This window comes from Actinoplanes sp. SE50/110 (genome assembly GCF_900119315.1).
Classification (GTDB): domain Bacteria; phylum Actinomycetota; class Actinomycetes; order Mycobacteriales; family Micromonosporaceae; genus Actinoplanes.
In genome coordinates this window covers 3426156-3441037 of the sequence record NZ_LT827010.1, presented here as the reverse complement: position 1 = coordinate 3441037, position 14882 = coordinate 3426156, and the positions used below count along the sequence as shown (strand labels likewise).

The 14882-nt window shown below is 73.5% G+C and carries 10 protein-coding genes; 6 read left to right on the top strand and 4 right to left on the bottom strand.

Features of this window, described 5'->3' with window-relative positions; translation table 11 throughout:
* Nucleotide 1: 1 nt before the first annotated feature.
* Nucleotides 2-2311: an NB-ARC domain-containing protein gene (locus ACSP50_RS15240; RefSeq protein WP_080127830.1), complete on the bottom strand. Its 2310-nt coding sequence runs from the start codon at nt 2309-2311 to the stop codon at nt 2-4.
* 428 nt (nt 2312-2739) lie between these two features.
* Between ACSP50_RS15240 and ACSP50_RS15235 the strand changes: the two genes are divergently transcribed.
* From ACSP50_RS15235 to ACSP50_RS15225, 3 genes are all read left to right on the top strand, one after another.
* Complete coding sequence (locus ACSP50_RS15235) at nt 2740-5736, top strand: FAD-linked oxidase C-terminal domain-containing protein (protein ID WP_014690109.1); 2997 nt, start codon at nt 2740-2742, stop codon at nt 5734-5736.
* Nucleotides 5733-6137 carry a GNAT family N-acetyltransferase gene (locus ACSP50_RS15230; protein WP_014690108.1) on the top strand — a complete coding sequence of 135 codons (405 nt, stop codon included), beginning with the start codon at nt 5733-5735 and terminating at the stop codon, nt 6135-6137. Before ACSP50_RS15235 ends, ACSP50_RS15230 begins: the two co-directional genes overlap by 4 nt.
* Nucleotides 6138-6290: 153 nt before the next feature.
* Nucleotides 6291-7316 carry a hypothetical protein gene (locus tag ACSP50_RS15225; protein WP_014690107.1) on the top strand — a complete coding sequence of 342 codons (1026 nt, stop codon included), beginning with the start codon at nt 6291-6293 and terminating at the stop codon, nt 7314-7316.
* Nucleotides 7317-7595: 279 nt separating this feature from the next.
* On the opposite strand, the gene ACSP50_RS15220 is transcribed toward ACSP50_RS15225, so the two are convergent.
* Nucleotides 7596-9842, bottom strand: a complete 2247-nt coding sequence (locus tag ACSP50_RS15220) for a catalase (protein ID WP_014690106.1) — start codon at nt 9840-9842, stop codon at nt 7596-7598.
* A 244-nt stretch (nt 9843-10086) separates the two neighbouring features.
* Between ACSP50_RS15220 and ligA the strand changes: the two genes are divergently transcribed.
* A complete protein-coding gene (gene ligA / locus ACSP50_RS15215; RefSeq protein ID WP_014690105.1) occupies nt 10087-12195 on the top strand; it encodes an NAD-dependent DNA ligase LigA in 2109 nt (702 codons plus the stop codon).
* 149 nt (nt 12196-12344) lie between these two features.
* Here the strand turns inward: ligA and ACSP50_RS15210 are convergent, their stop codons facing one another.
* Nucleotides 12345-12884 carry a hypothetical protein gene (locus ACSP50_RS15210; RefSeq protein ID WP_014690104.1) on the bottom strand — a complete coding sequence of 180 codons (540 nt, stop codon included), beginning with the start codon at nt 12882-12884 and terminating at the stop codon, nt 12345-12347.
* Nucleotides 12885-12894: 10 nt separating this feature from the next.
* On the opposite strand from ACSP50_RS15210, the gene ACSP50_RS15205 reads away from it, so the two are divergent.
* Complete coding sequence (locus ACSP50_RS15205) at nt 12895-13266, top strand: hypothetical protein (protein ID WP_014690103.1); 372 nt, start codon at nt 12895-12897, stop codon at nt 13264-13266.
* On the opposite strand, the gene ACSP50_RS15200 is transcribed toward ACSP50_RS15205, so the two are convergent.
* Nucleotides 13248-13862, bottom strand: a complete 615-nt coding sequence (locus ACSP50_RS15200; protein ID WP_014690102.1) for a class I SAM-dependent methyltransferase — start codon at nt 13860-13862, stop codon at nt 13248-13250. The two genes, ACSP50_RS15205 and ACSP50_RS15200, sit on opposite strands and share 19 nt — an antisense overlap.
* 155 nt (nt 13863-14017) lie before the next feature.
* Between ACSP50_RS15200 and ACSP50_RS15195 the strand changes: the two genes are divergently transcribed.
* Nucleotides 14018-14875 carry an AraC family transcriptional regulator gene (locus ACSP50_RS15195; RefSeq protein WP_043514188.1) on the top strand — a complete coding sequence of 286 codons (858 nt, stop codon included), beginning with the start codon at nt 14018-14020 and terminating at the stop codon, nt 14873-14875.
* Nucleotides 14876-14882: the final 7 nt, after the last annotated feature.

Below are 14882 nucleotides of genomic sequence, written 5' to 3'. Positions count from 1 at the left end.
GTCACCACCCGACCGGGCTGGACGGCGCGATCGGTTCCACCCGGCGTGGCGCGCCACCGCCGGCCATCCGACGCAGGCGGGCCCCGGTCAGACGCAGCGAGGTCTGCCAGTACCGCTGCCCGGTCTTGAGCTGCTTGGCCCGGCGCAGCGCGTCCGCCGCCGCGGCCAGCGAGCCCTCCCGGAGATGCACGCTGGCCAACTCGGCCGCGGCGTGCCCCTCGATGAACCGGTCCCCGCAGTTGCGGAAGGTCTCCAGCGCGTCCTCGATCACCGTGCGGGCCGCCGCGTACTGCCCGGCGTCGGCGTGGATCCGGCCCAGCAACAGGCGACAGTGGCCGGTGCCGTAGCGGTGCCGGATCCCGGTGAACCCGGCGAGCGCCGCGATCGCCAGATCCTGGGCGCGGACCGCGTCGCCGGAGCGGACGTGCAGTTGCGCGTCCCGGTAGTCGACCCACTGCCGCCACAACCGGTACCCGGCCCGGTCGGCCGCGGCGCGCGCGTCGGCGAACCGCTGCTCGGCCTCGGCGTACCGGCTCAATTTGATCAGTGTCATGCCCTCGGCCAGCAGAATCCGCGACCGGTAGCGGATGCCGCCGTCGCGGCGGCCCTCGGCCAGCGCCATGGCGCGGCCGGTGTGCTCCAGCGCCTGAGCGGCCCGGCCGCCGAGCCGGTGCACCAGGGCCAGCTCGGTCAGCACCCGGATCTGCTCCGGCTCGTCACCGGCCTGCCCGGCGTGGCGCAGCGCCCGGGACAGGTTGCGCTCGGCGACGTCGAGCTGCCGGACCCGGCGCTGGATGTGGCCCATCACCCGGTACACCCGGGCCCGGATCCCCGGATCCTGGTGCTGCCAGGCCTGCTCGGCCAGGTCCACCACCTCGTCGGTGCCGCCCAGCTCGGCGCGCAGCTCGGCCAGCGCGGCCAGCGCCTTGCCGACTCCTGGCTGGTCGCCGGCCTGCCGGGCCCGGTCGAGCACCTCGCGGACGTTGACGTCGGCCGCCACCAGACTGCCCTTGTCCAGCAGGTCATAGGTGTGGATCCGCTGCTCGTCCAGCGGATCGCGGGTGCGCGGCCGGGGGTGCGGCGGCGCCGGACGGTCGCCGCCGGCCCGCAGCCGGGCGAAATCCTGCACGTGCTCGACCGTCTCGTAGACCGGCACGCCGGCCGCGTCGGCGGTCCACCGCTCGACGAACTGGGTGGCGGACAGGCGATCGGCCAGCGACCGGGCCTGATCCTCGTCCAGATTGGTCTCCGCGGCCAGCATCCACGGCTCGAAGCGACGGGACAGCCGGCCCAGGCTCAGCACGGCGTCCCGGTCGCCGCGGCTGAGCAGCTCGTAGCTGACGTTCAGCGCCCACCGGCGCGGGTCATGACCCGGCTCCACCGACCGCGGATCGCGGCCCCGCTCCGTCGGCCGGGAGTCACCGGACGCGACGTCGGCGCGGGACAGGACCACCGACATGTCCGCCGACGGGCGGGCCACCAGGGCCTGGCCGGCGATCTGCAGGGCGAGCGGCAGCCCGGCGCAGGCCCGGGCGAGTGCGGTGGCGGCCGGCAGACTGTCGCGGACCCGCTGCTCCCCGACGATCTGGGCGAGCAGCGCGACCGCGTCCCGGTCGGCCAGCGGCTCCAGCGGCAGCAGCAGGTGCGGCGCCCGCCCGGGCCGGACCTGCGGCGAGGTGAGCAGCACGGCACTGCCCGCGCCGGCCGGGATCAGCGGCTGCGGGTCCAGCCCGTGCACGTCGTCGAGCACCACCAGGAGCCGTTTGCCGGCCGACATCCGCTGGAACTCCTGGCGGCAGACGTCCAGCCCGGCCGCCCGCTCGGCCGGGTGCCCGAGCGCCAGCAGGAACCGGATCAGCGTGCGACGCACCATCTCGTCGGGGTCCCGGCCACGGGCGTCCAGGGTGGCGAACAGCTGGCCGTCCGGGTAGCGGGCGGCCACCCGGTGCGCGGTGAACAGGGCGACGGCGGTCTTCCCGATCCCGGGCGCGCCGGCGATCACCACGGTGCGCACCGCCGGACCGGTCGCGGCGGACAGGTAGGCCACCGCCTCGCCGACCCGGTCGGCGCGGCCGAGCAGCAGCGGCGGGACGGCCGGCAGCTCCCGCGGGACCAGCGGGACCGGCGGGCGGGGCCCGTCCTGCCGGCTGACGACGACGGCCAGGCCGATCCCGAGCACGCCGACCAGATAGCCGGCGAACAGGGCGAGCCAGGCGAACAGGCCGTCGCTGTGCGCCGAGGCGGAGACGATCCGGGCGAAGGCCACCGGCATCACGACGAGCGTGACCGCGCCGAGCCGGCGGATCCACAAGCGAACGGTTCCCGGTTCCCGGTGCACCACACCTCCGCTCCGCGCCGACGGCCGCTGCCTTGATGTCAGGATGCCCGAGTCGGGCCGGGCAATCGAGGGTCGGTCACCTTCCGTACGCGAAGTTGGCATTCCCGCGCCTGTCCCGGGTTGCGCTGCGGTAGTCTCGCGACAAGGGGGTGGGCCAGCCGGAATCGCGCTCTGCCACGGTGTTCGCACGGAACGCGGATCACCCGATGGACGGACGTCCGGTGTCGGCAATCCGGCGGTGCCCGACTGCGGTGCGTGACCGCCACCGCCGCCCGCTCCGGACCCGTTCCCCGGGGCGGCCGGTGCACCCGGTTCCCGAGCTGCGGGAAGCGGCCGCCGGGGCGGACCGGCGGGTCGGTAGTGTTCGAGCGACCAGCCCGCCGACAGATTGCCCTGACACCGTGACAACCGCCGCACTCTCCACCGACCTCGTCCGGAGCCTGAACCAGGCCGGCGTCACCGATGTGCTGACCGACCCGGCCCACCGCTCGGCGTACGCCAGCGACGCCTCGCTGTACCGGGTGGTCCCGCGGGCGATCGTCCGGCCCCGCCACGACGAGGACGTGGCGGCGACCCTGCGGGTGTGCCGCGAGCGGGGCGTCCCGATCACCGCCCGGGGCGCCGGGACGTCGGTGGCCGGCAACGCGATCGGCCCCGGGGTGATCCTCGACTTCAGCCGGCACCTGAACCGGGTGCTCGAGGTCGACGGGGACGGCCGGTGGGCCCGGGTGCAGGCCGGCACGGTGCAGGCCACCCTGCAGGCCGCGGCGAAACCGTTCGGCCTGCGGTTCGGGCCGGACCCGTCGACCCACACCCGCTGCACGATCGGCGGCATGATCGGCAACAATTCGTGCGGGTCACGGACCTTGGGCTACGGCCGTACGTCGGACAACGTCCTGGCCCTGAAGGCTCTGACGATCGACGGCGAGCAGCTGGTCACCGGCCCGGTCACCACCGGCGCCGACAAGACGGTCGCCGCCCTCAAGGACCTGATCGGCGCCCACCTCGCGGTCGGCCGCACCGAGTTCGGCACCTTCGGACGGCAGGTCTCCGGTTACGCGGTCGAGCACCTGCTCCCGGAGAACGGGTTCAACCTCACCGAGTTCCTGGTCGGCAGCGAGGGCACCCTCGCGGTGGTGACCGAGGCCACCGTGCGGCTGGTCGCCGACCCGGTGCACCGCACCCTGGTGGTGCTCGGCTACCCCGACTTCGGCACCGCCGGTGACGTCATCCCGGCCATCCTGGAGTTCAAGCCCACCGCGTGCGAGGGGCTCGACCACCGGATCTGCGACGTGGTCCGCAGCCGCCGCGGGCCGGACGCGGTGCCCCCGCTGCCCGGCGGCGCCGCCTGGCTGATGGTGGAGATCGCCGGCGACGACCTCGACGAGGTCCGCGAGCGGGTGGCCGGGCTGGTCAAGGCCGCCCAGGCGGTCGATTCGCTGATCGTCGAGGACACCGCGCAGGCCGCCCCGCTGTGGAAGATCCGCGAGGACGGCGCCGGCCTGGCCGGGCGCGCTCCCGGCGGGCTGCCGGCGCACGCCGGGTGGGAGGACGCGGCGGTCCCGCCCGCGAGAATCGGGGCATATCTGCGCGACTTCGACGCGCTGACCGCGCGGCACGGCCTGCACGCCATGCCGTACGGCCACCTCGGCGACGGCTGCGTGCACGTCCGGCTCGACTTCCCGCTCGACAAGCCGGGCGGACCGGGGAGATTCCGCGCGTTCCTGGAGGACGCGGCCGACCTGGTGGTGAGCTACGGCGGGTCACTCTCCGGCGAGCACGGCGACGGCCGGGCCCGCAGCGAACTGCTCAGCCGGATGTACTCGCCCGCCGCGCTGGACCTGTTCCGGCGGATCAAGCACACCTTCGACCCGGACAACCTGCTGAACCCGGGCAACCTGGTCGACCCCGACCCGGTCGACGCGAACATCCGGGTGTCGCAGGCCCGGCCGGTCACCACGAAACTGGCGCTGGCGTACCACGCCGACGGCGGCGACTTCAACCAGGCCGTGCACCGGTGCACCGGGGTCGGCAAGTGCCGGGTCGACACCACGGTCCTCGGCGGCGTGATGTGCCCGTCGTTCCTGGCCACCAGAAACGAGAAGGACTCCACCCGCGGCCGCGCCCGGGTGCTGCAGGAGATGCTCGACGGCGATCTCGCCCCCGACTGGCGGGCCGAGGCCGTCCACGACGCCCTCGACCTCTGCCTGTCCTGCAAGGGCTGCGCGTCGGACTGCCCCACCGGCATCGACATGGCGGCCTACAAGTCGGAGGTTCTGCACCAGAGCTACCGGGGCCGCGCCCGCCCGCGCTCGCACTACTCGCTGGGCTGGCTGCCGCGCTGGTCCCGGCTCGCCTCCAGGGTGCCGGCCCTGGCCAACCTGATGACCAACCTGCCCGGCATCCGGCGCCTCGCGCTGTACGTCGCCGGCGTCGACGCCCGGCGCTCCATCCCCACCTTCGCGGACCGCACGTTCCGCTCCTCCTTCCGCGGCGTCCAGACCGGCAAGCCGGTCATCCTGTTCGTCGACAGCTTCACCGACCACTTCGCCCCGGACATCGCCCGGGCCGCCGTCGACCTGCTCACCGACGCCGGCTACGCCCCACGGGTGACCAGCCGCACAGCATGCTGCGGCCTGACCTGGATCACCACCGGCCAGCTGGACGCCGCCCGCCGCATCCTCGGCGCCACCGTCCACGAACTGCACCAGGCCGTCAAACAGGGCATCCCGATCGTCGGCCTGGAGCCCTCCTGCACCGGCGTCCTGCGTCAGGACGCCGTCGAACTCGTCGACACCGAGGCCGCGAAGGAGGTCGCCGCTGCCACCCGGACGGTCGCCGAGCTGCTGGCCGCCACCCCCGGCTGGACCCCGCCCTCGCTGGCCGGGGTCCGGGTCATCGCCCAGCCGCACTGCCACCACCACGCCGTGATGGGCTGGGAAGCCGACGCCAAACTCCTGAAGAGGGCCGGCGCCACGGTCAAACGCCTGGGCGGATGCTGCGGCCTGGCCGGCAACTTCGGCGTCGAACGCGGCCACTACGAGGTCTCCGTCGCCGTCGCCGAACAGCAGCTGCTGCCCGCCCTGGCCGCGGCCGAGGAGGGCGACATCTTCCTGGCCGACGGCTTCTCCTGCCGCACCCAGGCGGACGACCTGGCCAAGGTCTCCGGCCTCCACCTGGTCCAGTTGCTCGCCGACGCGCTCCCCGCCAACCGCTCCGCTGCCACCACCGGCGACTCCGGCACCGGCCTTGCCGGCGCGGGTGACTCCGCTCCGGGCGCCCCCGCTCCGGGTGCCTCCGCTCCGGGCGCCTCCGCCTCGGGTGCCTCCGCTCCGGGCGCCTCCGCCTCGGGCGCCTCCGCCCCGGGCCACGAAGCTCGCCTTGGGGACGAGGAGTGACCGGCGACATCCGCTCGTTCGAGGGGGCCGACTACGAGCCGGTCGCCGCGGTGTGGGCGGCGGCCGGGGCGGGCGTGCTGTCCCGCGACGAGCTGACGCGGAAACTGACCCGCGACCCGGACCTGTTCCTGGTCGCCACCGACGGCCCGGAACTGACCGGCGCCGTGCTGGGCACCTGGGACGGCCGCCGCGGCTGGATCTTCCGCCTCGCGGTCCACCCGGACCACCGCCGCCGGGGAATCGCCACCGCCCTGGTCCGCGAACTGGAGTCCCGCTTCCGCGCCCTGGACTGCCCACGGATCAACCTGCTGGTCCTGCCCGACAACGAGGCCGGTCTGCGTTTCTGGCAGGACCTCGGCTACCTGCCCGCCCCGGACGTCCTCTGCACCAAACCGCTCTGACCACCACCGCCGGAAAAGCCGATTCCCCGACGACACCCTCGGCCGGCACCAGCCGACGACACCCGGCGCGTGCGGCAGCCGGGTGCCGAGGTGCGCGATGAGCAGCAGTGAGCCGGGTTTCGAGGGCCGGGTGGTGGGGGGTGTGGCGCGGGCATGGTCGAATGGGGCATGCTGCTCGCCCCGTTGCTTGTGGCCGCGGTGAATGCGGCGCCGGTCTGCAGGATCGCCGACAAGCGGATGGACGAGCTGTCGGGGCTGGTCACGACCGCCGACGGGTATGTCGTGGTGAACGACGGGTCGGATGAGGCGTCGCACCGCAGGATTTTCTACCTGCGGAAGGACTGCTCGGTGGCCCGGGCGGTGTCCTATCCGTCCCGTCCGCGGGACACCGAGGATCTGCAACTGGGCCGGGACGGCATCCTGTGGGTCGCGGACATCGGCGACAACGGCCGTTCCCGGGACACGATCGCCCTGTGGCGGCTGACCCCCGGCTCGTCGAAGCCGCAACTGCTGCGGATGTCCTACCCGGACGGCGCCCACGACGCGGAAGCTCTGCTGATCACGGCCGAGGGCAGCCCGATCGTGGTGACCAAGGAGCCCGGAGCGGCCGGGATCTACGTCCCGGACGGCGGTCTGCGCGCCACCGGCACCACCCGGCTGAAGCGGGCCGGTGACGTCTCGGTGCCGTTCACCTCGACCAGCAACCCGTTCTCCCTGGCCGGCCGCCTGCTGATCACCGGCGCGGCGACCAGCCCGGACGGCTCCCGGGTGGTGCTGCGCACCTACGCCGACGCCTTCGAATACGACGTTCCCGGCGGCGACGTCGTCAAAGCCCTGGTCTCCGGCACACCCCGGCAGATTCCGCTCCCGGACGAGCCACAGGGCGAATCGGTCGCCTACACCACCGACGGCACCGCCCTGCTCACCGTCTCCGAGGGTGCGAAACCGCCCATCCTCAGACACCCGCTGCCCGACACTCCCGCCACACCCCGCTCCCCCGCGTCGTCAACAGCCGACCAGGCGGCCCCGTCCGCCGCCGTCCCACCCGCCGCCGCCGAAGCGGTCCGGGCAACACCGAAGAGCTCCTCCTCCCGCCTCCCCCTGGTCCTCCTCCTCATCGCCGCCACCGCCCTCTGCCTCGCCGCCGCCATCGCCGCCGCCCGCCGCCGCAAGCGCTAGCCGGAAGTTCACTACCGCCCGCCGCCGCCACCGGCCGCAAGGCCACAGCCGGGCGGCCAGGGTGACGACCGACCGGACGTACGAATCGATGCCGGCCACTCCGCTCACCGTGGGCAGTCCTGGTGGTGCCGGGGGCGGCGCTCGGTCGCCGAAGGTCCCGGTCGCGGCCGCGATGGGGGCGCTCGGTCTGGTCGTGGCGGCGCGGCGGTGGGTCGTACGCCAGCTAGTTAATCTTGAAAAGGGACCGCGCGACCCTGGGGCCGCGCGGTCCGTGAGAGGTCAGGCCACCGTGGCCGGGAAGCGTTCCCACACACGGTGGTTGGCCATCAGCTGCTGCAGCGCGGTCAGCACCTCGGTGGCCGAGTCGCCGACCACCACGCCCGGCGTGTCGGCCAGGCCGGTTCGGCGCAGCAGGTCGGCGCCGGTGCCCCAGCCGCCGATCGCCTTGGCGTGCCGCCACGCCTCGTCGACCAGCATGTTCACCCGCGGGTCGACGGCCGCGGTGCGCGGCGCGCCGGCCTTCTCGTCGCGGGCCGGCACCGCGTCCGGCGCCGGGACCGGGGCGGCCGCCACCAGCACCGCGTCGTACTCGATGGACCGCGCGGTGGCGAAGGTCCGCTGCACCGTCAATCCGCCGACCTTGCCGCCGTGCGGAGCGATGATCAGCGGGACCATGCCGGCGGCGGCGATCGCCTCGCGGATCTCGGCCACCGCGGCGTCGCCGCCGGTCTCGTCGACCACGATGCCGACGATCCGCCCGTCGGCCGGCCACTGCTGACCGATCTGGGACAGCGCGGCGCTCGGCGTGACCTCGGGCAGGTCGATCGACGGCGCCGGGGCGGGCAGCCCCAGGCCGAGCGCGACCTGCTCGCAGAGCACCGGGTCGATGTTGGCCAGGCACTGCAGCTGCCGTTCCTTGATCGCCTGGTGGTAGCACTTGCCGAGCTCGAAGGTGTAGGCCCGGATGATGTGCTCACGCTCGACCGGCGTCATGCTCTGCCAGAACAGCCGCACCTGGGTGTAGTGGTCCTTGAACGACACCGGCAGGTCGCGGATCTTGGGCGCCTCGGTGACCACCACGGGCACATCGACGAAGCTGCCCTCGGTGGTGGTGAACGGGTTGCCGCCGTCCAGCGAGTTGGGGCGGTAGGGTGCCACGCCCGCGTGCACCGCGTGCTGGTGGAAGCCGTCCCGCAGCATGTCGTTGACCGGGGCGTGCGGCGCGTTGATCGGGATCTGGTGGAAGTTCGGCCCGGCCAGCCGGGTCAGCTGCGTGTCCAGGTAGGAGAAGAGCCGGCCCTGCAGCAGCGGGTCGTTGGTCACGTCGATGCCCGGCACCAGGTTGCCCAGGTGGAAGGCGACCTGCTCGACCTCGGCGTGGAAGTTGGTGGGCGTGCGGTTGAGGACCAGCTTGCCGACCGGCTGCACCGGGGCCAGCTCCTCCGGCACGATCTTCGTCGGGTCGAGCAGATCGATCCCGGCGAACGTCTCCTCCGGATTGTCCGGGAAGACCTGCAGGCCCAGCTCCCACTCCGGGTAGGCGCCGGCCTCGATCGAGTCGTACAGGTCGCGGCGGTGGAAGTCCGGGTCGACGCCGTTGGTGATCTGCGCCTCCTCCCAGACCAGCGAGTGCACGCCCAGCTTGGGTTTCCAGTGGAACTTCACCAGCACGGTCTCGCCGGCGTCGTTCACCAGGCGGAACGTGTGGACGCCGAAACCCTCCATCGTCCGGTACGACCGCGGAATGCCCCGGTCGGACATGTTCCACATGGTGTGGTGCTGTGCCTCGGTGTGCAGCGAGACGAAGTCCCAGAACGTGTCGTGCGCGCTCTGCGCCTGCGGGATCTCCCGGTCCGGGTGCCACTTGGCGGCGTGCACGATGTCCGGGAACTTGATCGCGTCCTGGATGAAGAACACCGGCATGTTGTTGCCGACCAGGTCGAAGGTGCCCTCGTCGGTGTAGAACTTGGTGGCGAATCCGCGGGTGTCGCGCACCGTGTCGGCCGAGCCGCGCGAGCCGAGCACCGTGGAGAACCGCACGAAGACGTCGGTCTGCTTGCCCTTCTCCTTCAGGAAGCCGGCCTGGGTGAGCGCCGCCGCGGTGCCGTAACTGGTGAACACGCCGTGCGCGCCGGCGCCCCGCGCGTGCACCACCCGCTCCGGGATCCGCTCGTGGTCGAAATGCGTGATCTTCTCGCGGAAGTGGTGGTCCTGCAGCAGAATGGGTCCGCGGGGCCCGGCCTTCAACGAGTGGTCGGTGTCCCGCAGGCGGGCACCCTGCGCGGTGGTCAGATAAGGACCCTGCTGGCCGTACGCCGTCGGCGGCGCACCGGTGGGCGCGCCGGTCGGGGTGCGGGTGTCCGGCTGGCCCTGCTCGGGTTTGGGCGGGAGGGGCTCCCGCGGCGTGGCCGGCTCCTCGACCGTGGGCGTGCCGCTGCCCGGGGCGCCCGGCACATCCGGCTTCTTCTCGCTGGTCACCGCGGTGACGGCATCCTTGATCACTTCGGCGGGACTACGCGCTTCCATCCGGACAAACTCCTCGATAAGGGTATGTGATCGGATGGCGGATACCCCGCATGAACCCCGGCAAACGGTCCGGCCGAGCATCGGCCCGGCCCGGACGGCGTCTCGCGGACGCGTCACGACGACCATCCGGCCCTGTTCGTGGCCGACGATCGGGTCGGTCCGGACGTCGGTGGCGGTCCCGGTTTTGTCGTACCCCTCCAGTATCAAGGTCACTGTCACGAGAGCCCGACGAAACGAGTGCCTGATGCCTACCGAGCCCGAGATCGCCCCCGTCGTCGACGCGGCGCACGCCGAGCCGTTCGACACCGCCGCGGACTACCGCGCGGCGATCGAGCGGATCCGGGCGGCCGCCGCGGCCTACTACGCGGGCACCGACCTGGCCATGGACGACGCCACCTACGACGCGCTGCTGGCCCGGGTCACCGCCACCGAGGCCGCGCGACCCGGGTGGACGGTCGCCGAGTCGCCCAGCGACACGGTCGGCGCCGGCGGCGGCGTCACCGGCGACGTGCAGCACAGCACCCCGATGCTGAGCCTGGCCAACGTCTTCGACCCCGACGAGCTGCTCGCCTGGGCGGCCCGGCTGGACCGGGTCCTCGGCCGGCCCGCCGCCGGCTACACCGTGGAGCCGAAGATCGACGGCATGGCGATCGCCGCCCGCTACACCGACGGCCGGCTGGTCCAGGTCGCCACCCGCGGCGACGGGCGGGCCGGGGAGGACGTCACCGCCCAGGCCCGGACGGTCGCCGGCCTGCCGGCCGAGCTGACCCGGCCGGTCACCGTCGAGGTGCGCGGCGAGGTGTTCATGACCGATGAGGACTTCACCCGGGCCAACGAACTGCGTACCGGGCACGGCGGCGCACCGTTCGCCAACCCGCGCAACGCGGCGGCCGGCACGCTGCGCGCGCAGGACCGGGCGTACGTCGCGCCACTCTCCTTCCTAGCGTACGCGGTGCACGACCTGCCCGGCGGCGAGGGCCTCACGCACAGCGCGGCGATGGCGGCGATCGCCGAGCTCGGGGTGGCCACGACCGGTGGCTCGGCGGCCGGCATGGCGGTCTGCGCCACCGCCGACGAGCTGGTCGCGGCGATCAGCCGCCTCGGCGCGCTCCGCGACAAACTCGGCTTCGACATCGACGGCGTGGTCGTCAAGGCCGACTCCCCCGCCGACCGGGACGCCGCCGGGTCGTCCAGCCGGGCGCCGCGCTGGGCGATCGCCTACAAGTTCCCGGCCGACACCCGCACCAGCCGGCTCACCGCGATCGAGGTGCAGGTCGGCCGGACCGGGCTGATCACCCCGGTCGCGGTGATCGAGCCGGTCCAGGTCGGCGGCGTGGTGGTCACCTCGGCCACCCTGCACAACTTCGGCGACCTGGTGCGGCGCGACGTGCGGGTCGGCGACACGGTCTTCGTCCGGCGGGCCGGCGAGGTGATCCCGGAGATCACCGGGGCCAAACTCGACGAGCGGCCCGAGGGCGCCGAGCCGTTCGCCGCGCCGGAGCACTGCCCGCGCTGCGGCGGCGACATCGACCGGTCGCAGAAACGCTGGCGATGCGTGCAGGGCCGGGCGTGCGGCGCCACCGAGTCCCTGGCGTACTTCGCGGCCCGCGACTCGATGGACATCGAGGGTCTCGGCGACAAGGTGATCCGCGCGCTGGTCACGGCCGGCCTGGTCACCGACCCGGCCGATCTGTACGACCTGGACGCCGACACGCTCGCCCGGCTCGAGCGCCTCGGCCGCACCTCGGCGGCGAAACTGGTCGCCAACATCCAGGCCTCCAAACAGCAGCCGCTGTCCCGGGTGCTGACCGGCCTCGGCGTGCGGATGACCGGGCGGTCGATGTCGCGCCGGCTGGCCCGGCACTTCGGCACCATGGAGGCGCTCTGCGCGGCGACCGTCGACCAGCTGCAGGAGGTGGCGGCGGTCGGGCCGGAACGTGCCGCCACCATCGCGGCCGAGCTGGCCGACCTGGCGCCGGTCATCGCCAAGCTCACCGAGCGCGGGATCACGATGAGCGAGCCGGGAGTGACGCCCTACCACGAGCGGGTGGTGGCGACGGCAGAGACCGGGCTGCCGTTGCAGAAGGAGGACGGCACGCCGATGACGGTGGTGGTGACCGGATCGGTGCCGGGCCTGACCCGCAACGAGGGCAACGAGGCGGTGGAACGCCTCGGCGGCAAGTCGTCCGGGTCGGTGTCGAAACGGACCGACCTGGTGGTGGTCGGTGACGGCGCCGGGTCGAAAGCGGCGAAAGCTGAGGAGCTGGGGGTCCGGATCATGGCGTCGGACCGGTTCGCGGCGCTGCTCGCCGCGCACGACGCCGGGGAGGCGCCGGCGCTCGACGACTACTGATCCGCGACGACCGGCGGCGCGCGCGGGCAAGCAGCGGGCGGGCAAGCGGCGCGCGCGGGCAAGCGACGGGTGCGGATGCCGGTCGCCCCCGGCCCGGCGCCGCGCTGGGGTGGGCCGGTCGGGGGCGGTGGCTGTCTCCGGTGCGGTGGCTAACGGCGGGCGGCGATGATGCGGGCCGTCACGCCGGTCAGGATCATGGCGGCTCCGGTGATCAGCAGCCAGATGACGGCCGGCCCGGTGGTGGGCAGGGTCGGTGTCTCGGTGGCGGTCTTCGCGGCGGCCTTCACGTCGAGGCGGCGGACCAGGGCGTTACCGGACTTGTCGACGCCGGAGGCGACGATCGAGTGGTCCCCGATCGGCAACCCGGACGGGATGGTGACCGTCACGCTGATCCGGCCCTGGGCGTCGGCGGTGGCCGTGCCCAGGTTCAGCGGCGAGGAATAGATGATGACGGTCACCGTCGAGAACGGCGCGTATCCCTCACCGGTGATGGTCACCGTCCCGCCCGGCGCCACCGTGTTGTCGGTGCCGGCCGGCGTGGTGAGCGTCTTGTCGGTGGTGGGCACGGTGGCCGGCACTTCCGGCGCGGACGGGGTCACCCCGTTCGACGACCCGGACGCCGCCGACTCGCCACCCGGACCCACCGCGGTCACCGTCACCGTGTAGGAGGTGCCCGCCGCGGCCCCCATCACACAGCTGGTGCCGCTCGAGCTGCAGCTACCCGGGCCCGGGCTGGCGGTCGCGCGATATGAGGTGACGCCGGTGGTGTCGGCCGGTGGATTCCAGCTCACGACGATCGACGAGATGCCCGCCTGGGCGGTGACCCCGGACGGCGGGCCGGCCGGCGGCGGCGCCACGCTCGGACTCGCGGACGGCGACGCCGTAGGAGACGCGGACGGCGACGAGGTCGGCGATGCGGACGGCACGGCCGACGGCGAGGCCGACGGGGACGGCGTGGGTGAGGGTGACGCGGGCGCCGCCGCCAGGGTCACCACGACGTCGGCCGGCTCTCCGGGCCCCACCGGGTTCACCGCCCGCGGTAACGGTGCGATTCAGGCGTTGGCCCGGTAAAAGGCGTACCGCCCGATCACCCGCCCCGCGCCCCTGCCGGTATGGGCCGGATCGGTCAGCCCGGCCGACCGCATAAGGTCCACAATCCGCTCCGGAGTCTGCCCGGCGAGCCGCAGCGACAGTCCGTGCGCCGCACCGTCGGCATCCACCAGATGCAGCTCGCCGCCCGGCCGCAACACCCGCCGCACCTCCCGGAACGCCGCCGACTGCGCCTCCGGTTCCAGGTGGTGCAGCATGTAGCAGGACAGCACCCGGTCCACGCTCGCATCCGGCAGCGGTAGGCAATCCGCGTACGCCTGCTCGAAACGCACCTCGACACCACGCCGCGCCGCTTTGCGTCGCGCTTTGCGCAGCGCCGCCGGATCCGGATCGATTCCGGTCAGATCGGATTGCGGCGTACGCCGCGCCAACGCCAGCAGCAGATCACCCGGCCCGCAGCCGATCTCCAGCACCCGCTGCCCCGGCCGCGCCCCGGCCCGGTCGAGGAGTTCGGCGTGCACCCGCCGGAGCCCGGCCACCCGGGTGAACGGATCGTAGAGGAACAGCATCCCGTGCCGCCCCATGGCCGGAATGTAGGGCCGCGTGGTCTCGGTCATCACCGTGCTCCTGTCGCGATCGGACGATTTTCGGTCGTACGCTCAGCCTCATGCAGGCCAGCGTCGGGGACATCGTCGGATCCGTGGCAGGGATAGGACATTCTTCGGTTCCGCATAGCCAGGCGGCCCGGATGGCCCGGACCACCGCCGGTGGGGTGCCGGTCGCCGTCTTCGAGCGCGCGCCGGGCGTCCCGGCGGTGGCCGTGTCGCGGCTGCCCGACGTGCCGCTGACCGCGGCCGTGCTGCCCGGGCGGCGCACCCACACGCACGACTTCCTGGTCCTTTTCTATGCCGCCCGCGCGGCCGGCACCGTCGTCATCGATGACCGGAACTGGTCAGTTGCCGACGGCGACCTGTTCGTCATCGCGCCCGGCCAGGTGCTGTCCTTCCCGGAGCCGGCCGACGGGATGGTCGCCGACGGCTGGGTGGTCTTCTTCCCGGCCGACGTGATCCGCTCCGGCGCCTGTTCGTCGTGGCGCGCCCACCCGCTGCTGTTCCCGTTCGCCCACGGCGCGCGGCGCGCCCAGCGCCTGCACCTGCCACCCGCCGACCGCGACGGCTGGGTCGCCGGCCTGCGCGCCCTCGACGCCGAGCTGCGGGCCAGGGCGAGCGGTTTCGCCGAGGCGGCCCTGGCGCACCTGACCCTGCTGCTGGTCGCGGTCGCCCGCCGCTGCACCGGCGTCGCCGAGGAACCGTTGATCGCCGCCGTGCTCGACGTCGTCGAGCGGCGCTTCGCCGAGCCGATCTCGCTGGCCGACGTCGCGGCCGAGCTGTCCCTGACCCCGGGGCATCTGACCACCGTGGTCCGCCGCCGCACCGGCCGCACCGTGCAGCAGTGGCTGGGCGAGCGCCGCATGCAGGAGGCCCGCCTGCTGCTGACCGACACCGATCTGACGGTGGCGGCGATCGCCCACCGCGTCGGCTACCCGGACGTCAGCTATTTCATCCGCCGCTTCCGCACCGCGCACGGCCTGACCCCGTGCCGCTGGCGCACCTACCCGGACCCACCCTGACCCTCAG

What these genes read in the sequence shown, in the direction of transcription:
- ACSP50_RS15200 (WP_014690102.1), bottom strand. Translation starts at nt 13,862, where the DNA reads ATGACCGAGACCACGCGGCCCTACATTCCGGCCATGGGGCGGCACGGG.
- ligA (WP_014690105.1), top strand. Translation starts at nt 10,087, where the DNA reads ATGCCTACCGAGCCCGAGATCGCCCCCGTCGTCGACGCGGCGCACGCC.
- ACSP50_RS15220 (WP_014690106.1), bottom strand. Translation starts at nt 9,842, where the DNA reads ATGGAAGCGCGTAGTCCCGCCGAAGTGATCAAGGATGCCGTCACCGCG.
- ACSP50_RS15210 (WP_014690104.1), bottom strand. Translation starts at nt 12,884, where the DNA reads ATGGGGGCCGCGGCGGGCACCTCCTACACGGTGACGGTGACCGCGGTG.
- ACSP50_RS15225 (WP_014690107.1), top strand. Translation starts at nt 6,291, where the DNA reads ATGGTCGAATGGGGCATGCTGCTCGCCCCGTTGCTTGTGGCCGCGGTG.